This is a genomic window from Citrobacter sp. wls711 (genome assembly GCF_005281055.1).
Taxonomy (GTDB): domain Bacteria; phylum Pseudomonadota; class Gammaproteobacteria; order Enterobacterales; family Enterobacteriaceae; genus Citrobacter; species Citrobacter gillenii.
Genome location: NZ_SZXC01000008.1, coordinates 40,207 through 62,322, shown reverse-complemented (window position 1 = coordinate 62,322; position 22,116 = coordinate 40,207). Strand labels below are relative to the sequence as shown.

General features: G+C 52.2%; 19 protein-coding genes. 4 read left to right on the top strand and 15 right to left on the bottom strand.

What is annotated here, in order from left to right; genetic code table 11:
• Positions 1-11: 11 nt before the first annotated feature.
• The 9 genes from FDW98_RS04270 to FDW98_RS04230 form a co-directional block, all read right to left on the bottom strand.
• Positions 12-1,700, bottom strand: coding sequence for an alpha,alpha-trehalase (locus FDW98_RS04270; protein WP_096756740.1), 1,689 nt, complete (start codon positions 1,698-1,700; stop codon positions 12-14).
• A gap of 171 nt (positions 1,701-1,871) precedes the next feature.
• Positions 1,872-3,302: a dihydroxyacetone kinase phosphoryl donor subunit DhaM gene (gene dhaM / locus FDW98_RS04265; RefSeq protein ID WP_096756741.1), complete on the bottom strand. Its 1,431-nt coding sequence runs from the start codon at positions 3,300-3,302 to the stop codon at positions 1,872-1,874.
• 10 nt (positions 3,303-3,312) lie between these two features.
• The gene (dhaL, locus tag FDW98_RS04260) at positions 3,313-3,945 is read right to left on the bottom strand and encodes a dihydroxyacetone kinase subunit DhaL (protein ID WP_096756742.1); all 633 of its coding nucleotides are present in this window, start codon (positions 3,943-3,945) and stop codon (positions 3,313-3,315) included.
• A gap of 11 nt (positions 3,946-3,956) precedes the next feature.
• Positions 3,957-5,027 carry a dihydroxyacetone kinase subunit DhaK gene (dhaK, locus tag FDW98_RS04255; protein ID WP_096756743.1) on the bottom strand — a complete coding sequence of 357 codons (1,071 nt, stop codon included), beginning with the start codon at positions 5,025-5,027 and terminating at the stop codon, positions 3,957-3,959.
• 325 nt (positions 5,028-5,352) lie between these two features.
• Complete coding sequence (locus tag FDW98_RS04250) at positions 5,353-6,627, bottom strand: Glu/Leu/Phe/Val dehydrogenase (protein WP_096756744.1); 1,275 nt, start codon at positions 6,625-6,627, stop codon at positions 5,353-5,355.
• A gap of 318 nt (positions 6,628-6,945) precedes the next feature.
• Complete coding sequence (locus tag FDW98_RS04245; RefSeq protein ID WP_096756745.1) at positions 6,946-7,914, bottom strand: spore coat protein U domain-containing protein; 969 nt, start codon at positions 7,912-7,914, stop codon at positions 6,946-6,948.
• A gap of 13 nt (positions 7,915-7,927) precedes the next feature.
• Positions 7,928-10,291: a fimbria/pilus outer membrane usher protein gene (locus tag FDW98_RS04240; protein ID WP_096756746.1), complete on the bottom strand. Its 2,364-nt coding sequence runs from the start codon at positions 10,289-10,291 to the stop codon at positions 7,928-7,930.
• Positions 10,263-10,985: a molecular chaperone gene (locus FDW98_RS04235; RefSeq protein ID WP_137398741.1), complete on the bottom strand. Its 723-nt coding sequence runs from the start codon at positions 10,983-10,985 to the stop codon at positions 10,263-10,265. The genes FDW98_RS04240 and FDW98_RS04235 overlap by 29 nt, the downstream gene beginning before the upstream one ends.
• 14 nt (positions 10,986-10,999) lie before the next feature.
• A complete protein-coding gene (locus tag FDW98_RS04230; RefSeq protein WP_096756748.1) occupies positions 11,000-11,530 on the bottom strand; it encodes a spore coat protein U domain-containing protein in 531 nt (176 codons plus the stop codon).
• 349 nt (positions 11,531-11,879) lie between these two features.
• Between FDW98_RS04230 and FDW98_RS04225 the strand changes: the two genes are divergently transcribed.
• Both FDW98_RS04225 and FDW98_RS04220 read left to right on the top strand, forming a co-directional pair.
• The gene (locus FDW98_RS04225) at positions 11,880-12,593 is read left to right on the top strand and encodes a response regulator transcription factor (protein ID WP_096756749.1); all 714 of its coding nucleotides are present in this window, start codon (positions 11,880-11,882) and stop codon (positions 12,591-12,593) included.
• Between the two features lie 2 nt (positions 12,594-12,595).
• Positions 12,596-14,074 (top strand): HAMP domain-containing sensor histidine kinase, encoded by a 1,479-nt coding sequence (locus FDW98_RS04220; protein WP_096756750.1) that lies wholly within the window; start codon positions 12,596-12,598, stop codon positions 14,072-14,074.
• Positions 14,075-14,174: 100 nt separating this feature from the next.
• Here FDW98_RS04220 and FDW98_RS04215 read toward each other — a convergent pair whose 3' ends face one another.
• Positions 14,175-15,086 carry a LysR family transcriptional regulator gene (locus tag FDW98_RS04215; protein ID WP_096756751.1) on the bottom strand — a complete coding sequence of 304 codons (912 nt, stop codon included), beginning with the start codon at positions 15,084-15,086 and terminating at the stop codon, positions 14,175-14,177.
• Between the two features lie 102 nt (positions 15,087-15,188).
• Between FDW98_RS04215 and FDW98_RS04210 the strand changes: the two genes are divergently transcribed.
• Positions 15,189-16,286 (top strand): alkene reductase, encoded by a 1,098-nt coding sequence (locus FDW98_RS04210; protein ID WP_096756752.1) that lies wholly within the window; start codon positions 15,189-15,191, stop codon positions 16,284-16,286.
• Positions 16,287-16,517: 231 nt separating this feature from the next.
• On the opposite strand, the gene FDW98_RS04205 is transcribed toward FDW98_RS04210, so the two are convergent.
• From FDW98_RS04205 to pth, 3 genes are all read right to left on the bottom strand, one after another.
• Positions 16,518-17,234, bottom strand: coding sequence for a YebC/PmpR family DNA-binding transcriptional regulator (locus FDW98_RS04205; protein ID WP_096756753.1), 717 nt, complete (start codon positions 17,232-17,234; stop codon positions 16,518-16,520).
• 501 nt (positions 17,235-17,735) lie between these two features.
• Positions 17,736-18,830, bottom strand: a complete 1,095-nt coding sequence (gene ychF / locus FDW98_RS04200; protein WP_096756754.1) for a redox-regulated ATPase YchF — start codon at positions 18,828-18,830, stop codon at positions 17,736-17,738.
• A gap of 115 nt (positions 18,831-18,945) precedes the next feature.
• Positions 18,946-19,530, bottom strand: a complete 585-nt coding sequence (gene pth, locus FDW98_RS04195; protein WP_046275292.1) for an aminoacyl-tRNA hydrolase — start codon at positions 19,528-19,530, stop codon at positions 18,946-18,948.
• 274 nt (positions 19,531-19,804) lie between these two features.
• Between pth and ychH the strand changes: the two genes are divergently transcribed.
• Complete coding sequence (ychH, locus tag FDW98_RS04190) at positions 19,805-20,083, top strand: stress-induced protein YchH (RefSeq protein WP_045443721.1); 279 nt, start codon at positions 19,805-19,807, stop codon at positions 20,081-20,083.
• 46 nt (positions 20,084-20,129) lie between these two features.
• Here the strand turns inward: ychH and FDW98_RS04185 are convergent, their stop codons facing one another.
• Both FDW98_RS04185 and FDW98_RS04180 read right to left on the bottom strand, forming a co-directional pair.
• The gene (locus FDW98_RS04185) at positions 20,130-20,939 is read right to left on the bottom strand and encodes a cytochrome c1 (RefSeq protein WP_096759381.1); all 810 of its coding nucleotides are present in this window, start codon (positions 20,937-20,939) and stop codon (positions 20,130-20,132) included.
• Between the two features lie 4 nt (positions 20,940-20,943).
• Positions 20,944-22,116, bottom strand: coding sequence for a cytochrome b N-terminal domain-containing protein (locus FDW98_RS04180; RefSeq protein ID WP_096756755.1), 1,173 nt, complete (start codon positions 22,114-22,116; stop codon positions 20,944-20,946).

Genomic DNA, 22,116 nt, shown 5'->3' with positions numbered 1-22,116 from the left:
TCTGGTGTAATTTATTGCACGGTCTGCGTTGTTTTTTCAGTTACTGGCCGTGTCGACGGGACACTATCACAGGGTTTTTCTTTGGCGCAAATCAGGTCGAGCATTTTTAAGGTGACGCCGTTGGTCCAGCCAAAGCCATCCTGCAACGGGTACTCGCCACCGCCACCGCCGGTTCCTGTGCTGCTGACGTCGTATTTTTCAACCAGCTTTTTCTCCCGGTCATAGGTATGCTGCACGTTGGTCAGGAAGCGCCAGGTGACCTCCATGGCGACCTTATCCTGGCCGTAGTTTTGTAACCCGGACGCTGCAACCCACTGGAGTGGTGCCCAGCCGTTCGGGGCATCCCACTGTTGACCGCTTTTCACCGACGTTGTGGCCAGACCGCCGGGTTGCAGCAGATGCGCCTGGGTCGCCGCAGCCACCTTGCTGGCGCGATCGTTGGCCGCCGCATTGACATACAGCGGGAACAGGGCGGCGGCGGTCAGTTGATTGCGTACTTTCTGACTTTTTAAATCGTAGTCGGCATACCAGCCCTCTTTATCGTTCCACAGGTAGCTTTCAATCCCTTTTTGTCGCGCATTAGCGAAGCCTTCGTACTGTGTAGCTTTGGCTTCATCCCCTGCGGCTTTGCTGGCAAGCGCAATCATTTTTTCCATCTTGTACAGCAGCGCATTGAGATCGACAGGGACGATGCTGGTGGTGCGCAGGGTGCTTAACCGGTTCGGGTTGTCCATCCAGCGTGAGCTAAAATCCCAGCCCGAGGCGGCGGCCGAACGCAGGTCGCGGTAAATGTCGGTGGCCGGACGGTTCGGATTGCTTTTGGCGGTGGCGATATCTTCAACCCAGGACTCGGGTCTTGGCGTATCACGGTCATCCCAGTAGCGGTTTAACACCGTGCCGTCAGCCAGTTTGACTACCCGTTTGTTTTGCTGACCTGGCTTAAGCGTTTCGACGCCCTCCATCCAGTAGCTGTACTCCTTCTGCATCTGCGGGAGGTATTTTTTCAGCGCATCATTACCGTCGTGCTGCGCCAGCAGTTCAACCATAAAGGCGAAGAACGGCGGCTGGGAGCGGCTCAGATAATAGCTGCGGTTACCGTTAGGAATGTGCCCCCAGGCATCAATCTCGTAAGCGAAGTTCGCCACCATGTCGGAGACCTTGTCCCAGTGGTTGCTCTCGGCAAGCCCCAGCATGGTGAAATAGCTGTCCCAGTAATAAATTTCGCGAAAACGCCCACCGGGCACGACATATGGCTCCGGCAGTGGCAGCAATGAGTCCCATTTTTCCACGTCAGTCGTCGAGCGCGTTAGCACTGGCCACAGCCCGTCGATATGCTCACGCAGCGACTGTCCGGCGGGCGGGACGTATTTCTCACCGGCTTTGGGCAGCGTAAAATTCACCCCGACGAAATGACGAAGATCGAAGCCGGACTGGTTTTTTTGCATCCGATAATCAGCAAGGATCATCAGCGGATCGCTATTGGGCACTGCATCGGCAAAGGTTTTCTGATCCGGGAACAGCTTGGCGGTTTGCACATCATTAAACAGAGGGCCGAGCAGGATATCAGGGGGCTGCGGCGTTGCGGCGGGCTGTTCCTCGGCGTGGGCGCCGAATGAAGCAAGGGCCAAAAGGGTACTTGCGAGCGTGAGTTTTACTGTAACAGAGAGCAGGCCAGGATGGCGAATTGCTGGCGTTATCATCGGGTAATCTCCTTAGCGGCGTGCCGAAGTTGCGGCATTTACCATGAGAAAACCTTAGTCCAGGATCGACCGTTACGCGTTATAGGGACCCTATTTTGCGAACAAACAGACGTTTCTGCACGTGATGTGAAAGCTGCACGCCCTTTGTGATAACAGGACGTGCAGCGGCGTTTAGCCCACCCGGATGACCTGATGTGCCGCGCAGTCAAGGGTCAGGGTGTCCCCCATTTTGATGGCGTCGAGCGCCTCACCCTGCTGGCATACCCAGCCGATCCCCATCTCGCGGGCAATGATTGCCGAATGGGACGCATCGCTGCCCGCGCGCAGACAGATGCCTTTGATGGTCAGCGGATCCAACTGCAGTACGGTGGACGGGTAAATGACGTCTGCCACCAGGATTGTCGGGCGAATAAAGGTCGGGATTTGAGCGGGTATTCCGGTCAAATGCCGAAGCGAGCGGTACAGTAAATCGTCAATATCGATATACCGCGCCTGCAAATAGGGGTCGTCGAGCTGGAGATACTGCTGACTCAGGTCGCTCAATACCGTATGCCAGGCATGTTCGGCGCGACACTGTTTTTCGCGCATGATAGCGCAGGCCATGTCATATAACTCGGTATCGTCCAGCAGCGTGTGGTGGCCGGAGAAAATCGCGGCGATATCGGCGGAGTATTTCTCTTCGGCAAGCGCCGTTAAACAGTTCAGATCCTCCAGCGTATTGCGGATTGCCGCCTGTAACCGCTGCTGTTCGTACGGTAAATCGGTGGCAGGCTGCGGGGCTACCTCTGCGGCGACCGGCGTATAGCAAAAGGCCATCCCCGTTGCTTGTATCGGCGCTGAGTTGGTGATGCCGCCGGTATGTGGCTGTTCAACGGACTCACCAAAGTTCTGCGCAGCCAGCTGTTTGAATGCCGCCAGCGCGTCGTCGGCCTGTTCACCTTTGGCAATTAAGCGCAGCGTGTCATTACAACGCACCTGCAGCAGCGCGATTTGGTTCAGGCTGTCCGGGACCACACACTTACCGTTTTTCTCAAGCAGCATGTCGGCGCGAAAGCCAGACAGCGTGGAGACCAGCCGTGACGCCGGGCGAACGTGGATGCCGTTGGGGTTTTTGACCACCACGGCAACAGAGCGGGCCTCGTCATCAGCAGAGAGGCCTTCCGGCGCGGTAACGACCGGGGACGACGGTGGTAAACCCAGTTGCGCATATTTGGCATCGAGGGCGCTCATGGCATCGCGAATGACGCGGTCGATATCGGCACCTGCTGCGGCGCTGACCGTTGCGGCCAGGGAGCCTTCTACCAGCGGGGCTGCGCACAAGCGTACCTTCGCGGCGATCGTCGGATCGAGCAGTTCCAGGGCGGTTTCCGCACTTAATAACGCGCTGCCGATATCCATCATCACCAGCACGTGATCCGTGTCCGCGACGGACTCAATGGCTTCCATCACTTTAATTGGATCGGTGCCGATAGGATTATCGGGATCGTCAATGCCCGCGGCGATTGCTAGTTTGCACCCTTCGCCCATTAACATCTGTCGGGCTAACTCGCCGACGCCTGCGCCCAACTGCGCGCTATGAGACACAATAACCAGGTTTACCATCGCTTTATCCTTACTCTCTGGCGGCCTGAGCCAGCATTTGCATCATAAACATCACCGACGTTGCGCCGGGATCCTGATGCCCGATACTGCGCTCACCCAGATAGCTGGCACGACCTTTACGTGCCTGCATGGTGATGGTGCTTTGTGCAGCCGCTTCTGCTTGTTGACTCGCCGCGTCCAGCGCCGCCTGTACACTCAGTTTTTGTTCGCAGGACTGACGTAGCGACTCGACCACCGGCACCCAGACATCACACATGGTTTTGTCCCCAGGCTCGGCTTTACCTCGGCTAATCACGCCTTCTGCGCCATCGCGCATCATCTGATACAGCTCATCCAGCGTCAGGCTCTGATGGGCCTGAGTCACCTGTGCGGCGCGGATGAAGAAGGTGCCGAACAGCGGACCGCTGGCCCCGCCGACGCTGGAAAGCAGCACCATGCCGGTGTTTTTCAAAATGAAACCGATGTCTTTATCCGCAATGGACGGCAGTTTTTCGACCACTTTACTGAAGCCACGGTGCATATTCAGGCCGTGGTCGGCGTCGCCAATTTCCCGGTCCAGACCGGTCAGAAAATCACTTTCTGTGGTAAATATTTCACCGCAGCGATAAAGCCAGTTAACGATTTGTGTTCTGTTGAGGGACATTATGAATCTCCTTATTTACCCCAGTTGAGAGCAGGGGTGTGTACCGGTGCATCCCACAGGTTCAGCGTTTCGTCATCGACCTTTAACAGGGTGATGGAGAAACCGGTCATATCCAGAGAGGTACAGTAAGAGCCAATCAGATTGCGTTCGATGATGATACCCGCATCCTGACAGCGGCTTTCAAGACGGTTATAGACGCCGAACAGCTCGGATAGCGGCGTTGCGCCAAGGTTATTGACCAGCGCAATGACGCGGTCGCCCTGTTGCAGCGCTTGTTTGGTTTCTTTACCTTCCTGCCAGGCACCCTGGATGTTGTCCCAGTGGCGCAGCGTACGGCTGTAGTGACCGTTCTCCAGCAGAGTGTCGAACATTTCATCCACGGTCTGGTCGAGGGAAGAGAAGGCGCGTCGATCGATCCCCGGCTCCCCATGAATGCCGACGCCAAACTCCATTTCGTTATCCTGCAGCGTAAACGAAGGTTGCCCTGCGGCCGGGACGGTACAGGCGCCGATAGCAATGCCGATAGAGTGACCGAGGTTATTCAGTTTGCGACCCAATGCGGCACACGCTTCCAGCGAGTCTCCGCGCTCGGCAGCCGCGCCGATCAGTTTTTCAATCAGCACGGTATTCGCAACACCGCGACGTCCGGCGGTATACAGGCTATCTTTTACCGCTACGTCGTCGTCAACAACCATGGTCGTGACCTTGACGCCGCTTTCGTGCAACAGCTCGGTAGCGGTTTCAAAATTCAGAATGTCACCGGTGTAATTTTTGATGATTAGCAGCACGCCTTCGCCACCGTTAATTTGCATGGCGCATTCGAACATTTTGTCCGGGGTTGGCGAGGTGAAAATCTCCCCCGGACAGGCACCGGAAAGCATGCCCTGACCAATATAGCCGCAGTGCATTGGTTCATGCCCGCTGCCGCCACCTGAAAGTAGCGCCACTTTACCCATCACCGGCGCGTCAGCACGAGTGACGTATACCGGGTCCTGATGCAGCGCCAGAGAAGGGTAGGCTTTTGCCAGCCCGGCGAGTTGTTCATTCAGTACGTCTTCAACACGGTTGATCAATTTTTTCATTTTTATGCTCCGTAGACAGTCCTGAGATGGCTGCAAAAAACGGCAGGCATCTGGTGTAGGGTATCGGTGATGTACAGCGCCACGGCGACCTCTCGCTGCCGATAAGGTAATTTTGCATATGGGTTGTCAAAAGAAAATTGCCGTAATGAGCGTTTCAATACGGAACATCTTCGCTGATAAATGTTCCGTATTGAAACGTAGTGGTGCATAAAACAGCGGAAATGAGAGATGCGGCAGGTTTAGCGCAAAACGCCTGAGCGTGGGGAGGTGAAGTAAAAACCACCTGCACTGCAGGTGGTTTTGTTCGCAAGAGTGGAGTCCGGTCTTAGCCCGGATAGATACCACGATCTTTACGCGCCAGCAGAATACGCTCACAGGCGACAATGTAGGCGGCAGTACGCAGAGAGCAGGATTTCTCCGCGGCTTTTTCCCACACGTGGACCATTGCGTCGGTCATGATCTTATCCATGCGCGCGTTGATCTCTTCTTCGCTCCAGAAGAAGCTTGCCATGTCTTGTACCCATTCGAAGTAGCTGACGGTAACGCCACCGGCGTTACAGACCACGTCAGGTACCACAACGATACCGCGGCTGGCCAGTACGTCATCGGCATCCGGGTAGGTTGGGCCGTTTGCGCCTTCGAGCACCAGCTTACAGGTCAGCGTTTCCGCGCGATGACGGGTGATCTGGCCTTCAAGCGCAGCCGGGATCAGAATATCCATCTCCACGCTCCAGAACGCTTCGCTGGCAATGGTTTCAGCACCCGGGAAACCGGCAATTTGTTTGTGCTCTAACTGCCATGCAGTCAGCGCAGTCATGTCGATCCCGGTGGTATTAAACAGGGTGGCGGTATGATCCTGAATAGCGACCACGCGTGCACCCGCACCGGCGAACAGGCGAGCTGCTTCACTCCCCACGTTACCAAAACCTTGCACCGCCACGCGAGCGCCTTCAACGGCGATGTTGGCACGGCGCGCTACTTCCAGACCGCTGACGAATACGCCGCGACCGGTGGCTTTATCACGACCCAGAGAGCCGCCAAGATGGATTGGTTTACCGGTGACCACGCTGGTCACGGTAGTGCCGTGGTTCATGGAGTAAGTATCCATCATCCACGCCATGACTTTCCCGTTGGTACCGACATCCGGGGCAGGAATATCTTTCTGCGGTCCGATGATAATGCCGATTTCACTGGTATAGCGGCGAGTCAAACGCTCCAGTTCGCCTTCAGACAACGAGAAAGGATCGACGCGAACGCCACCTTTCGCACCGCCATATGGCAGGTTAAGCGCGGCGCATTTGATGGTCATCCACGCAGAAAGAGCCATCACTTCGTTAAGATCAACATCAGGATGATAACGCACGCCGCCTTTACCTGGGCCTCGGGAGAGGTTGTGCTGCACGCGGTATCCTTCGAAATGGCGGATGGTACCGTCATCCATTTGCACCGGGATATCGACAATCAATGCGCGTTTTGGGTGACGCAGGGTATCCACCCAGTGGGAAAGTTCACCCAGGTACGGGGCCACACGCTCGATTTGTTGCAGGTAGGTATTCCAGGCAGATGTGCTGCTATCTGAAGCGTAAGATAACTTATCCATGATAAACCTTAGTTATAAAAGTAATATGTGCTTAATTTCGCCGTGGTATACAGTGGATCTCACCATATAAACGTAAATTTAACATTTTTTTCAAACAACGGCCTGCCTTCAGGGCACGGATTGTCATGTCTGTGGGTTAGGTTTTTAGTTGGAATGTGAATAATTATCCGGGATTTACAGGGTTTTTGGCGGTTTTTCTGATAATAAACCAATTGCAGTGCATAAGATGTGCGGCTTGCTATTTGCCAGATTTATGACGCACCTCTAAAAGTAAAGAATATGATAATAAATTGTATTTTCCTTATTGCATTTCTGCTCTCAGTAGGTCACCGAGATGGTCACCGTATCGGCATAGTTATCAGGGGTAAAATTGCTGCCCGGAACGGTGGCATACACCGGATAATCGGTGGTTAACCCTGTACCTGTGCCTGCTACTGCATTAAGCGACGTATTTCCCCAGATAGTCCCCGTCGGGCCAGGTGTTGAACTTAGCTGATACGGCACTTTATCCTGATTGGCCCCGGTTCCTTTCAATACACCATAACCTGATGTATTCCCATTGGAAGGCTGCAATCCAATGGTATAGGGAGTGTTATTGGTGCAGGCGATCCCGAGTGCACTGTTTGCTGTGACGTTGCGGTCAGTGGCTTTAGACGGGTTAAAGGTAATGTTATTGGCGTAGCCGATCGCACACTGTTTTGTGACGTTGGCCGAGACGGTGAAGGGTAGCCTGGCGGCGACGGTATCACCACAGGTCGTGGGTGGCAAAACCAGACCGGGATTGAGCGTCACCAGAGCTGTTGCCGTCGTATAGCTATCTTGATAGTTTCCCGGCACGGCGGTCGTTTGCGGGGTGTTGAGCTTCGCGTACACCGTCAGCGTACCGGTCACCGGTGTCAGGTTAAGTAAGTTGAGCTTTACCATCGGGAAGGTGGCGCCCGACTGATACTGACTTCCCCATATTTTGCTATGTCCCGCGTCCTGGTACAGCTGATAGGTCAGCGTTCTGGCTGGCGTACCACTCAATGACATATTCCTGGTGGTGACCTGGCCGCTGACGCCGGAGATGCCAATATTAAAGCACAGATTAATCCCCGCCAGCACGTCACCCAGCTCTTTAGCACAGCTGTAGTTAAAGGTCATCGCGGATGTTACAGCTGACGTTGGCAGTGGATTGACGGCGCCAAAATTAACCGGCTGCACGTTGCTTACCGAACAGGTGACCGCGTAAACGAATCCTGGGTTTACGAGTAATCCGCTAATCAGGGTCAGATTTCTTAGCCACATAAAATTACTCCTGTTATCGGCATACCAGTGGGCCAATTTGCACGATGCCTCGCGCTGAGGCCGGGTAGTCAAATTTGACGCTGCAGGTGCCGGTTTCTGTCTTAATACGCAGAGCGTTGTGTTGCTCCAGCGTGTCGAACCAGGCCATCCCGTCAAACCCAACAAGTGATGACTGGCCCGCGCCAGTGGTGGCAATGGCCATGCTGCCTTCGGGGATAGCCTGCCCCTGTTCATCGACGAGGATCACCTGCGCGGCGCGTACTGGCGTAATGCCAAAACTGACCAGCGTGCCGGAACGGTCTGCAGGGGTGGCATTCGCCTCGACGTGGGTGATGCGCATATTGGCGGGCAGGTCCATCGGGTCAATGCTGATCTGGTTTTTTTGATAGCTGTTCAGGGGGGTAACCAGCAGCAGGCCATTGTCATCACTGCTGCCGATCACGTTGTTTTGTAGCTTGATGGGAACGTCGGGAATGCCGTCGGTCGACACCACGGCAAAGCCATTGCTAATTTCACGTGCGGCAAACAGGCCGCCGCCCATCATCACCACGGACCCGGTCGCACCGGCATAGCCATAGTGGTTATCCGGCAATTGGCTGAAGCCGGTGTACGCTTTCCCGTAACGACCTAAATAACCTACTTCCCCCTGGCCGCTTTGTTGAGATGCTTGCTGGCTGGCGGCGACGTTCCAGCCCCAGCCCCCGTCAGCTGGCGGCGTCTGGCTGGCATTCAACTGGTAGCCGGTTTCGTCATTCGTACGCTGGATGGTGCTGCTGACGCTCAGATTACGCGGCGTGGTGACGGTCACCATCAGGTAGACGCTGCGGTCGCGGTTGTCATCAACATTCTGGTTGAACCCTGCGTTAAGGGACACGGTATCAGTAAGGGACTTGTACCAACTGGCGTTGGCATAGCGCACAGCGTTTTCATGTGGGTAGCGAAATTGCAGGTAGCTCAGGCTGATATTTCCGGCGGACGCCAGCGAATAGCCCACCACCGTGTTGCTGCTCAGCGTCGGTGGTGGTTCGCCATAATGGGTCGCTACATCACGATAATCGCCGGAGGTGGCGGTAGTACTGGTGCTGAAATTGAATTTCTCTCCGGACCAGCGGTATCCTACGCTGTATAAAAAACCGTTTTTCCCGGCGTCCGCACTTGCTGCCAATGCCGTAGAGAGTGTGCCGCTGTGGATATCTGGGATCCAGTCGTTGCTGAAACCGGCATTAATCAGCCCGTCGCTGGTTTCGGCGTGCGCACCTGCGGTGAAGTTACTGCTGAATCCCCGACGCCATGTCCCGCTGATCGCCGGGGCGCTGGCATACTCAAATGAGGCGTACCCGTAGTTTTCGCGCACCACCCCAATCTCGGCTGACCACGAGGTCAGACCTTCGCGCAGCAGCTGTTGATCGTTGTAAAAAGAGAAATTTTGCACCGTCGTTCTGCCCAGCGCATCCGTCATCATCACCTGGCCCGTCCCCGCACCGCTGATATTTGGCAGGGTGTTGATCTGAAAACTGCCCGCCGGGACTTCACCGTTGTAATACCTGACCCCGTCGACATACAACTCTACGTTGGACGGCAACGTTGCGGAGCCGAGATACGCGGGAAGTGGGGTGGTTGGCATATACGGCTGCAAACCAAAATCAGTCCCAATTTGAATCCCGCCGATGCGGGTTGGGCGGGAGCCGGTGAGCGAACTGGTCAGCGTATCCCCCACGGTCAGTGCCAGCATCGTTTCCGGGAACGATGAGCGCCAGCTGGTATCCAGTCGGTAAAAGGCGTTATCGGCATCGGTTTCAGTGGAGTACTGGGTGAGTTGAGTGGTACTTAACACCCCTGAACCATTAAAAGCGCGCAGTTCGCTAAACGTATTAATGCTGCTGGCGTCACCCTGCTCTGCGTAAATATCATAATTGAGCAACGCGCCGCCCGCGGAGGAGGCCATCGGGGCAGTTTCTGCGGGTGGGTTAAGCTGGGTGGTGGTAAGGTCGAGTTCACTTAGTGGTACGGTTAGCGCCAGCGTTTGCAGTTGTTTATTGTAGTCAACGTTCAGTTGCGCAATATCGTTCAGCCCGACAGGCTGAATAGTTTCCTCTGGTAGACGAAAACCCAGCGTGCGTAGGGTATTGGCACTGGCGTACAGCTTTTCGTTTTCATAGCCAAAATGAACCAATCCAGCGGCATTGCCGTTGACCGTCACGTCGAGATATAAATCGACTCCGGGCAAGGGAGACTCATCACGAATAATGCCCGTGTCCGTTGGGGTGTTTGTCTGTGCGTGCACGCAGGCCATTCCCGAGAGTAAGGCCCCATTAAGTACGCCATATTTCACCACAAGCCAGAGCCAGTCAGAGTTCTTGTACTGTTTTTTGGCCATTGACCGTGACTTCAACTTTTCCGCCGTAATGAGTATCACTGGCTGACGGGGAGACTATCCACCGCATCGTTGAACCTGGAAGAACGTAGCCTAGCAGTCCTGGACTGATCACTTTTTTCGCGCCATTTCGTTGTATAAATGTGGCGGCGGATAATTGGGCATGAGCGTTTCCCTGATTACTGACTTCAAGAAAGTGTTTGCCGTCACGCTGTTGCAGTTTCCACTGTAATTTTGCCGCTGTGTCAGCCTGCGTTGTGGGTTGAATAAACACGGGCACGGAATAATGCATCACAAATTGCAGTTTATTTTTTTGTAATTTTGCAGGGGGTAATTCATCAATGGATAAGCGATAGGCCTCTTCAACAGACGCCGATGGCGGCGCGGTTCGAATCACGCGGATGAGCTGGCGTTCACCCGGGGCTAATGCCAGCATTGGTGGACTGATGACCAGTCCCTGAGAGGGTGACAACGTATCGCCGTCTGCTCCATGACGCCAGTGGAAAACGCGTACCTGCGCATTCAGCACGTTTTTACCTGCGTTGCTTAACCAGATACCGTCGGCATTTTGCGTCGCCTGCAATGTCAGCGTAACCGGCGCTATTTGCAGCCCGCTTGCCGCCGCGATATTAATGCTCATGGCTATTCCTGACAGACATGCGAAGGCGCACCGCTGCACAGGCAGTTTCAATGTCATGGGTCGTCCTGAGGTTAGTAGTTAACGTTAACCGTTACGAGATCGGCATAGTCATCAGGCGTGAAGTTGGCGCTCGGAGCGGTGGCATACACAGTGAAGCTTTGTCCCAGCCCGGTTCCGGTCGAGGCCACCCCATTTCCCACGCTTTCCGCAGTGGCTGTATTACCCCAAACCGGACCCGTTGCAGACGTTTGGTTCAACTGGTACGGCACTTTATCCGTGTTGGTTGCTGCGTTGGCCACCGAGGACATTGCCCCTCTGCCCGTGGTATTCCCGCCGTTAGCGACCGAAGGTGCCAGACCTATAAAATAAGGTGTCGTCTTGGAGCAATTAATGGAAATGGTATTACTGGCCGATGTATTTGTCGCAGTGGCATTGACCGATCCCAGGGCAATATTTGACCCTGAACCTGCGGTAACGGTACAGGCTTTTTGAATCGTCATTAGCACCTGAAACGTGCCGTTTGCGGTGACAGCATCAGCCGCTGAAATGATGGAAAAGGCGCTGCAACAAAGAATTAAGCGAGTGACGATAACTGGAGCCATATTCTTTACCTTTTTCAAATAACCACATTTTTTACTTTAAAAATACAATAATGCGGCATATGGAGACATATTCTAACCCTAGGATAAGTATGAGTCGTACGCCAGTTGGTCTAATGAATTTTACTTAGGAAAAAGGTGATGGCGTCGACAAAAAATAGTACCAACAGGTGAGTATTATTCAGTTGTTACCGTTTCTAAAATCCGCATTCTGCAATTAATGCATCCTGATACACGCACTGTGAAAACGTGGTTATTCCCCGATGCTTCACGCAAAGTTAAATTAAATGTGACAACTTTCTACCCGCTTGTTGTGTAGACTTTCAGTATCGGGATCGTGGGGGACAATGAAGTGAATCAGGATAAGAAATTACTTATCGTAGAAGACGATGAAAACATCGCTGAGCTGTTACAGCTTCATCTGCGTGAGGAGGGCTTTACGGTGACGCATGCGGTAAACGGCAATATTGGTATGGCGTTACTTAACCAGGGTGGGTGGGATGCGCTAATCCTGGATCTGATGCTGCCTGGCGTTGACGGGCTTGAAATCTGTCGCCATGCCAGAACGATGACGCGTTATACGCCCATCATTATTATCAGCGCTCGTTCAGGTGAAACCCATCGTATTCTCGGTCTTGAATTGGGGGCTGATGATTACCTTGCGAAACCGTTTTCAATGCTTGAACTGGTCGCCCGTGTAAAGGCGCTCTTTCGCCGTCAGGAAGCAATGAGTAAGAATTTACGGCTGGATGCTGGTGTACTGATTTTTGATAACCTCTCTATTGATCCGCTGGCTCGGGATGTTCAACTTAATCATCAGTCGGTGGAGTTGACGCCCAGAGAGTTTGATTTGCTCTACTTTTTTGCCAGACATCCGGATAAAGTCTTTTCCCGTTTGAGTCTGCTAAATCAGGTCTGGGGGTACGAACATGAAGGCTATGAGCATACGGTGAATACACATATCAATCGTTTAAGGATCAAAATTGAGGATAACCCGGCGGAACCTCACTTTATCCGTACCGTCTGGGGAAAGGGCTATAAATTCACCGCACAGCCACGCGAGTAACCATGCGAACTTATACACTTTCACAGCGTTTAACGCTGGTTTTTGCCCTCCTGTTTATTACGTCGTGTGCCCTGTTGGGCTGGCTGCAGGTGCGAACCAGTACTGAATACAGTAAGGCCGTTATTCAGCAGCTTTCTGCGGACCTTGCCGGGCATATCAACCAAAGTTACCCTCTGCTTGAACGCGATGGCCTTAATAAAGAGTCGATGCGTAATTTATTTGATCATCTGATGGCGGTGAATCCCAGTGTAGAAGTTTATTTACTGGACAAAGAGGGCAATATTATTGGTGATGCGGCGCCGGAAGGGCACATCAAACGTCAGCGGGTTGATTTACAGCCAATACACTCGGCATTAAATAATCCTCATTACCCCATTTACGGCGACGATCCGCGTAGCATTGATGCGAAGAAAGTGTTTAGCGTGTCGCCAATGCGTCAGGATGGGCAGATAAAAGGCTACTTGTATGTAATTTTGCTCGGGGAAAATTACAACGCCTTAAACAGCAATGCGCAATTTGATGCGTTGTTGAAGATAGTCTTACTGTCCATCAGCCTTGTTGCATTGTTGGGGCTGGTGGTGGGGGCACTCGCCTTGCGCTGGATTACTCGTCCCTTGCGCGAATTGTCTGCTCAGGTCCATGCCCTGGAAACCGGTGGGATAGAAGAAATGCAGGCAATGGCGGCGCAGCCCCGGCAAATCAATACCAGTAACGATGAAATTAGCCAACTGCGACAAGGGGTTATCTCGATGGCCCAGCGTATTGCAGAGCAGTGGCACCGACTTTCACAACAAGAGCAGTTACGACGTGAGTTTATCGCCAACATTTCCCATGATTTGCGCACGCCATTAACCTCACTACACGGCTACCTTGAAAGCCTGTCCGTAATGTCAGCCAGCCTGAGTGACGCTGAGAAGCAGCGCTACCTTAATATTGCTCTCGCACAGAGCCAAAAGGTGGGTGCGCTCTCCCAGTCGCTGTTTGAGCTGGCTCGTCTGGAATATGGTGTGGTTAAACCGCAGAAAGAGAAATTCTCGATTAGTGAACTGCTGCAGGATGTTTTCCAGAAATTCGAACTTTCTGCCCAGACCAAACAGCTAGCGTTGCTGGCAGATATTCAGCCTGGTCTGCCGCTTATTGATGCAGACCTCGGGATGATCGAACGGGTGCTGACCAACCTGCTGGATAATGCGATTCGCCATACTCCCGACAACGGCACTGTTGCTGTGCGTTTGTGGCGAGAAGCGGATAAAGTGATGGTGCAAATTAGCGACAGCGGTCCTGGGATCCCGCAAGAATTAATGGAGGGATTATTCATCCGTCCTTCGATTGCGAATCCGTCAGGTGTTCGAGTAGGGGGACTGGGGTTGATGATCGTCCGCCAGATGCTACAGCTACATGGTAGCGAAATTGCGCTGGTGGATACGCCGAAAAGCGGGGCTTGTTTTCGCTTTGGCTTAACGACGGGCCCACATATTTGAACCAGTTATCCGTGATACCAGCTTCAATGGCTACGCGCGCAGATGAAGATGAACGGTGTCGCCAGGTGGCTGCACGGCCGTAAAACCGATAGTAGCTGCGTTATTCATTATCCAGCCAGCTAATGAAAAACTCACTGAAAGCCGTCACCTGCAACGGCTGAAAACGCCGTTGAGGGTAGACAAACTGCAGACCAACGTGTTTCTTGTCATGGCGGCTGAAGCCGATAAAAGTCTCAGCAAATAAAACGCTCAGTCGCCCTTGTTCCACATCTCGCTTCACATCCCACCAGGATTTGCTGGCAATACCCGCTCCGGCCAGTACCCACTGACGAAGCAAGGCGCCGTCATCACATACCATTGCCGGCGTGACCTGCACCACCGCGGTTTCATTTTGCTCTTCAAAACGCCACTCGTTCATCAGCGTGCCGCGCTGCTCCATCACCAGGCAGCGGTGCACGTGTAATTCATCCGGATACTGAGGCGTTCCGTGAGCTTCAAGGTAGCTTTTTGACGCAACCAGTACCCGATAATTAGGACGGATGAATTTTGTGACCAGATTACTGTCCGGCAAGTTCCCGAAACGCACGCTCATATCCAGACGGTTGACAATCAAATCCACCACGCTCTCACTGAGATAAACGGAGCTTCTGACTTCAGGATGCAAACGGGAGAAATCGAGAAGCGCAGGGGAAAGATACTGTCGGCCAAAGTCCGAGGGGGCTGAAATACGCAGGCTGCCGCTGAGCAGTCCGTCCTTCTGCGTCAGTTTTGATTCTGCCTGTGTCATCTCCTCCTGCACACGAAGTGCGGCGTGGTAAAACTCCTCCCCGGCTCGCGTCAATGCGATAGCCCGGGTTGAACGATTAAACAGCCGGGTTTGATAACGTTCTTCCAGCGCCTTTAATCGTGCAGTCATGGTGGCGGGGGAAAGGTTCATCCGACGCCCTGCAGCGGCCAGACCACCAGCTTCAACCACTTCCACCAGTAACGTCATATCTTCGAATTTACCCATTATTCCGTTTTCCTGAAAAGATAATCAATTATTACTGCCATTATCAAAGAGACTTGCATGACATAAAGTCAAGCTATAGTTAACCGCTCAGGAGAGCAGAACATGCCACAACATTCCCTTTTCGAGACAACATCTATTGGCAAACGCGTACTAAAAAACCGTATTGTCATGGCACCGATGACTCGTGCCCGTACTGTCCAGCCCGGTAATATTCCTAGCGCACTTATGGCCGAGTATTATCAGCAGCGCGCCACCGCCGGTCTTATCATCACCGAAGCAACACAGATTTCTGCCCAAGGGCAGGGTTACTCCTGGACGCCAGGCATTCATTCTGCTGAACAGGTGGCGGGATGGCGTCTGGTAACAGATGCGGTCCATCGCGCAGGAGGTACGATTTTCTCCCAGTTGTGGCATGTGGGGCGTATGTCCCATGCAAGTTTTCACCCAGACGGTCAACCTGTAGCTCCTTCTGCGTTATCACCGCACGCACAGGTGTGGGTGGTAAACAATGAGGGTATCGGTGAAATGGTCGACTGCCCGGTTCCACGTGAGCTAACGACAGCTGATATTCAACAGGTAATAGCAGATTACCGGCAGGCGGCCCTCAATGCGGTGGAAGCGGGTTTTGATGGCGTGGAAGTTCACGGTGGCAACGGGTATCTGATTGACCAGTTCCTGCGCCGTTCTTCAAACCAACGAACCGATGAATACGGCGGTAGTCTGGCAAACCGTGTGCGTTTCGCCCAGCAGATACTGGAAGCGATCAGCGAGGCCATTGGTGCAGAGCGTACCGGTATCCGTTTGGCCCCGTACATCACCCAGCGTGGCATGGATGACCCGCAGGTTATTGACGCTATTCTGGCTCTGGCGGCCTGGTGTGAATCAAAAGGTATTGCCTTTATTCATCTGGCGGAAGCAGATTGGGATGATGCGCCGCAGGTGCCCTATGCCTTCCGGGAGACCCTGCGGGCGGCTTTTAGCGGTACGATTATTGTAGCGGGGAATTACACCCGTGAAAAAGCCGACAAACTGTTAGCGGCAGGGATCGTAGATCTGGTCGCTTTCGGACGTCCCTTTATCGCCAATCCAGATTTCCCACGTCGTCTGAAAGAAAACCTGCCACTTTCAGAAATGGGTAACCCAGCGACGCTGTTTGGCGGTAGCGAAGTGGGTTATACCGATTACCCATTTCTGAATTAACTATGGCGATGTATTAACGGCATCGCGGCGGGCATCAACAACAGGGTAAATGAAAAATCCACGCAATTGCGTGGATATATTAATTTTATAATACTATGGGCAAAAAGATATATTTTGTGCGCGATAATGACAGGGTGAAATTTAAACAATGCGTCTGGCTGGATATGCTTTAATATACAAGGTTATAAAATTAAGGAATCTGCCATAACGACAGATTCCTTTAATATATAATTAGAGATTTGCAACGTTATGATATACTTTTTGAACATCATCATCATCTTCAAGGGCATCAACAAGTCCTTCAAAGATTTCTAAATCTTCTGGTGAGAGTTCAATTTCTGCTTGAGCAATCATTTCTAATTCTGTTGTTGAGAATTCAGTAATTCCAGCTGCTTTTAGAGCTGCAATTCCTTTGTGAAGATCTGTAGGTTCAGTATAAATGACGATGTTTCCTTCTTCTTCGGTTACATCACGAACATCAACTTCAGCATCAAGCAAAATTTCAAAAATACGGTCTGGATCTGTTCCTGCAAATACAATGACGCCAGTATTGTCAAACATATAGCTGACAGAGCCTGCCGCTCCGATACTCCCGCCTTTTTTATTGAAAATTGTGCGGACATTAGCAATCGTACGGTTAACATTTGACGTCAAGGTTTCAGCGATAATCATTGAGCCATTGGGTCCAAAGCCTTCATAACGACCTTGCACGAATGTTTCATCGCCGCCGCCTTTGGCTTTATCAATTGCTTTATCAATAACGTGTTTCGGGACTTGTGCTTGCTTTGCACGTTCAATAACGAATTTTAAAGATGAGTTTGATTCTGGGTCTGGTTCACCTTGCTTAGCAGCAGCATAGATTTCTACACCGAATTTTGCATATATATTAGACGTCGCACCGTCTTTAGCCGTTTTTTTAGCAACAATATTGGCCCATTTACGTCCCACTGGAATGCTCTCCTCAAAGATTTATTTACATTAAATGCAGGTTGTTAACCTGCATTTTTTCCGCGAGATTATATCATAATATGTAAATACTCGTCTATGAGAAACAAAAAACGACAATCTTACGTGATGTCACTTTAATTTTATCAATGGTTGGTGTTTTTGGTGGTCATTTTAAAATTTACACTTGGTGCTTTATTTTTATTGTTAATAATTGAGCTGAAGTAATAATAAATAAGTCAGGAGGAATAATTGTGATAATCCAGATAATAAACACTATTAAATTGCGCAGAGTGGACAAAAATATCTGGAAAACTGGACTGACTCCGCGGCAGTAGGTATTTTCTGTCCTCACGACAAGATATGTTCGACTTTTTCTGGACTGATGCCGTTGAGGTTACATGAGACTCTATGAAATGAAAAACCCACGCAATTGCGTGGGTTTTAAAGTTTTTTCTGATTCTGATGAGATTCAGCGAAACCTCATGAGACAACAAACTTTATTTAGACGTTGAACAGGAAGTTCATTACGTCGCCATCTTTGACGATGTAATCTTTACCTTCTGCACGCATCTTACCGGCTTCTTTTGCTCCTTGCTCACCCTTGTAGGTGATGAAGTCTTCAAACGCGATGGTCTGTGCACGGATAAAGCCCTTCTCGAAGTCGGTGTGGATCTTACCAGCAGCCTGCGGAGCGGTAGCACCGACAGGGATGGTCCACGCGCGGACTTCTTTCACGCCAGCGGTGAAGTAGGTCTGCAGGTTCAGCAGCTCGTAACCGGCGCGGATCACGCGGTTCAGACCGGGTTCTTCAATGCCCAGCTCAGCCATAAATTCTTCACGATCGGCATCGTCGAGTTCGGCGATATCGGATTCAACTGCCGCACACACGGCAACCACCACAGAACCTTCAGCTGCCGCGATTTCACGCACTTTATCGAGGTACGGGTTGTTCTCAAAACCGTCTTCGTTAACGTTGGCGATATACATGGTTGGCTTCAGGGTCAGGAAGCTCAGGTATTTGATGGCGGCTTTGTCTTCGTCCGTCAGGTTGGTCAGTGAACGCAGCATCCCGGCATTTTCCAAATGCGGCAGGCATTTTTCCAGCGCGGCCAGCTCGGCTTTAGCGTCTTTGTCGCCGCCTTTGGCTTTTTTCTGCACGCGGTGAATCGCGCGTTCGCAGGTATCCAGGTCAGACAGTGCCAACTCGGTATTAATGACGTCGATATCGTCAGCCGGATCCACTTTGTTATTAACGTGAATGATATTGTCGTTTTCAAAGCAGCGTACCACGTGACCGATCGCTTCGGTTTCGCGGATGTTGGTCAGGAACTGGTTACCCAGACCTTCACCTTTGGATGCGCCTTTTACCAGACCGGCAATGTCGACGAATTCCATGGTGGTCGGGAGAATACGCTGCGGCTTGACGATCTCAGCCAACTGGTCCAGACGCGGATCGGGCATCGGTACAACGCCAGTGTTCGGCTCAATAGTACAGAACGGGAAGTTAGCCGCTTCAATACCCGCTTTGGTGAGCGCGTTGAACAGGGTGGATTTGCCTACGTTTGGCAAACCGACGATACCGCATTTGAATCCCATGTTTAAATCACCTTAATCTTTTGATATTCAACCTGTTATGGAAAACAGATTGTAGAAAAGTAAATAACTTTGCCTATTATACACAGCACGCGGGAAAAATGCCGCACATCGCTGCTTATTGTGCTTTAAAGGTATGTAACCGGCTGGTTGCCTTGGTCAGGCCGTCTTTGAACAATATCTCGGTACAACGCGCCGCTTCGTCGATGGCTTCATCAATTAACTTTTGTTCTGAAACAGGCGGTTTGCCTAAAACAAAACCGACAACTTTGTTTTTATCGCCGGGATGACCAATTCCAACGCGTAAGCGATGAAAGTTCGGGTTATTGCCCAACTTGCTGATGATGTCTTTCAGGCCATTATGCCCTCCGTGGCCGCCGCCGAGCTTAAACTTGGCAACGCCGGGGGGCAAATCTAATTCGTCGTGGGCGACCAAAATCTCATCAGGATTGATCCGGTAAAAGCTGGCCATCGCGCTGACTGCTTTGCCGCTCAGATTCATAAATGTGGTTGGCACCAGCAGACGGACATCTTCACCCTCGAGCGTCACTCTGGAGGTGTAACCGAAGAATTTCGGCTCATCGCGCAGGGGGGCGCGTAATCTCTCTGCCAGTAAATCGACGTACCATGCGCCGGCATTGTGTCGCGTAGCCGCATATTCAGCGCCGGGATTCGCCAGACCGACAATCAATTTAATCGTCACGTATTTTGTCCTGAGTGTGTCCATAACCGGCGTGTAGTTTACTGTCTGGCGGCGCGCTTGACAAAAAACTGCGTGCGTACCGGCAAAAAATGAATAATTGCCTCACTGGACTATTAGAAAATGAGTGTGTTCAGTGGGTTATTTGTAAAGTTTTGTTGCATGAGTGTTTGTAATTGTGATCACAGGCGCACTTGCGAGCGGCAGTGTTGTCTATACTTTACACATAAGGATTAGGGGTATTCCCTGTAGCAACCCAAAGTTCCGGAGGTGACACATGAAACGCAAAAACGCTTCGTTACTCGGTAACGTGCTCATGGCTTTAGGGTTGGTGGTGATGGTTGTCGGTGTGGGCTATTCAATCTTAAATCAGCTGCCGCAATTTAACCTGCCACAATTTTTTGCACACGGTGCCGTGCTCAGTATTTTTGTTGGCGGCGTGCTCTGGCTGGCGGGGGCTCGCGTCGGCGGTCACGAACAAATCAGCGACCGCTACTGGTGGGTTCGCCATTACGACAAACGCTGTCGTCGTAATAATAGCCAACGCCATAGCTAAACCGTGACATTGTCTGCAGACCAGCCAGCCTTACGCTGACTGGTTTTCAGTTCGTCTTGCTTTTGCGCGAGCGGGACTGAATTCGCAGTAATAGTGCTAATAATGCCACAACCACCGCCAGATACCCCATCACATACATTCCCTGATGTTTTCTTGACGCCAGCTGCGGATCGGCAACCCATGCCAGAAACGCGGTGACATCGCGCGCGTACTGTTGCTCGGTTTGTGGCAGATGAGACTGCGTGGTCCAGGTAATCTCACCATCTGCCAGCGGCTTTGGCATAGTGATTATCCCACCAGGAAAATACCGGTTTGCCTTCATCTCAGGATCGTCGGGTAAATAACCCGTTAGCAGCGCATAAATATAATCCGCACCGCTGTCAGTATAGGGAATAAACGCATCGAGGATAAACTGCGGAAACCCGCGATCGTAGCTTCGTGCCCGCACGATATAGCTGAGATCCACCGGCAGTGCGCCATTGTTGAGGTATTTGGCTTCCTGATCGTTCAGATAAGGGGAGGCGAAGACATCGTTCAGATTGCCGTCACGTTCACCCGGTTGTCCGTCGTCCTCAATCGTTGCAAACAGATAGCCGCTGGCCAGCGCTTTGGCTTCTGCTTGCGTGAGTTGCGGCCCGCCAGGTTGGGTCAGCTCTTTGAAGGTGAGATATTTCATACCGTGGCAGGCCCGGCATTTTTCTTCGTAAACCTGTAAACCACGACGTAACTGTTCAGTGTCGTGAGCGCCGTTCACGCCGCTAAATACCCACGGCTGCGGGGGCGGAAGCGGCGCGCAATGCCCATGACTGAAGAGTGACGCCAGGCTCAGGGCCGCAAAGGTTAACCATCGTCCCATCATGTCAGTCCTGTTTTTCCAGTAAGCGTCGACACGGCATCACAAGCAGAAACCATGCGAAATAAATAAGCGTTGAAAGCTGAGACGCGGCGCGGATCCAGCCGTCATCGTTACTCAATCCGTCCAGCAGGTCGGGCCCGACCAGTGCTTTTGAACCCAGCCAGCCTAAAAAGAACACATTACCGACCCAGATCCAGAAACCGAGTTTGATCCATTTGCTGTAATGGCGAAACCGTGCGCGGGAGGTATCCAGCCAGGGTAAAAAATAGAAGATCAGTACTGACGCGCACATGGCGGCAATGCCCGCCAGCTCATTGGGAAAACAGCGCAGAATGGAGAAGAAGGGCAGAAAATACCACTCGGGCGCGACAACGGCGGGCGTGACCGTCGGGTCGGCGGGGATAAAGTTATCGGCACTGCTGAGGTAGTGCGGCGCAAAAAATAAGAACCACGCAAACAGCATTAAAAACAGCGTCAGCTTGAGGGCATCGCGTTCGGTGACGCGAAAATCAAACAGCAGACGTTGCGACTCGCGTGCGGTGAACGTTTTTTTCATCGCGTGGGCGAACGCCGACTGGACGGTACGCACATGCCATATCGTCATCGCAACAATGGCGAAGGGGATAATAAAGTGCAGCACATAGAAACGGCCTAACATCGGCGTGCCGGGCGCATACCCGCCGACCAAAAAGGTGTACAGCGTATCGCCAACGAACGGTATTGCGCGGGCGAAACTGGTGATAACCGTGGCGGCCCAATAGCTTTTTTGCCCCCAAATCAGGCTATAGCCGAGAAATGCGGTGATCATCAGGAGCACATACAGCGTTACGCTGATGGCCCACATCTTCAGATACGGTTTGCGGTACACGTTGTAATACATCGCGCGAAAGATATGCAGGTAGCAGGCGAAGAAAAAAAGCGAGGCGCCAATGGCGTGCAGATTACGCACCAGCTCCCCGTGCCTGACCGCACGCATAATATGCACAATGGAATCAAACGCGGAATCTGCCGTGGGCACATAAAACATTGCCAGCACGATGCCGGAGAGAATTTGCACGCCCAGCATGACCAGCAAGATGATGCCGACGGCAAAGATCCACACGCCGGTAATGGAGCGGGGGAACGGAAGGCGAAATTGCACATGACGCTGGGGTGCTGTCGGGGACGTTGCGTTCAT

Excerpts from the sequence above, each read along its gene's own strand:
- FDW98_RS04270 (WP_096756740.1), bottom strand. The coding sequence starts at position 1,700 with ATGATAACGCCAGCAATTCGCCATCCTGGCCTGCTCTCTGTTACAGTA.
- dhaM (WP_096756741.1), bottom strand. The coding sequence starts at position 3,302 with ATGGTAAACCTGGTTATTGTGTCTCATAGCGCGCAGTTGGGCGCAGGC.
- dhaL (WP_096756742.1), bottom strand. The coding sequence starts at position 3,945 with ATGTCCCTCAACAGAACACAAATCGTTAACTGGCTTTATCGCTGCGGT.
- dhaK (WP_096756743.1), bottom strand. The coding sequence starts at position 5,027 with ATGAAAAAATTGATCAACCGTGTTGAAGACGTACTGAATGAACAACTC.
- FDW98_RS04250 (WP_096756744.1), bottom strand. The coding sequence starts at position 6,627 with ATGGATAAGTTATCTTACGCTTCAGATAGCAGCACATCTGCCTGGAAT.
- FDW98_RS04245 (WP_096756745.1), bottom strand. The coding sequence starts at position 7,914 with ATGTGGCTAAGAAATCTGACCCTGATTAGCGGATTACTCGTAAACCCA.
- FDW98_RS04240 (WP_096756746.1), bottom strand. The coding sequence starts at position 10,291 with ATGGCCAAAAAACAGTACAAGAACTCTGACTGGCTCTGGCTTGTGGTG.
- FDW98_RS04235 (WP_137398741.1), bottom strand. The coding sequence starts at position 10,985 with ATGACATTGAAACTGCCTGTGCAGCGGTGCGCCTTCGCATGTCTGTCA.
- FDW98_RS04230 (WP_096756748.1), bottom strand. The coding sequence starts at position 11,530 with ATGGCTCCAGTTATCGTCACTCGCTTAATTCTTTGTTGCAGCGCCTTT.
- FDW98_RS04220 (WP_096756750.1), top strand. The coding sequence starts at position 12,596 with ATGCGAACTTATACACTTTCACAGCGTTTAACGCTGGTTTTTGCCCTC.
- FDW98_RS04215 (WP_096756751.1), bottom strand. The coding sequence starts at position 15,086 with ATGGGTAAATTCGAAGATATGACGTTACTGGTGGAAGTGGTTGAAGCT.
- FDW98_RS04210 (WP_096756752.1), top strand. The coding sequence starts at position 15,189 with ATGCCACAACATTCCCTTTTCGAGACAACATCTATTGGCAAACGCGTA.
- ychF (WP_096756754.1), bottom strand. The coding sequence starts at position 18,830 with ATGGGATTCAAATGCGGTATCGTCGGTTTGCCAAACGTAGGCAAATCC.
- ychH (WP_045443721.1), top strand. The coding sequence starts at position 19,805 with ATGAAACGCAAAAACGCTTCGTTACTCGGTAACGTGCTCATGGCTTTA.
- FDW98_RS04185 (WP_096759381.1), bottom strand. The coding sequence starts at position 20,939 with ATGGGACGATGGTTAACCTTTGCGGCCCTGAGCCTGGCGTCACTCTTC.
- FDW98_RS04180 (WP_096756755.1), bottom strand. The coding sequence starts at position 22,116 with ATGAACGCAACGTCCCCGACAGCACCCCAGCGTCATGTGCAATTTCGC.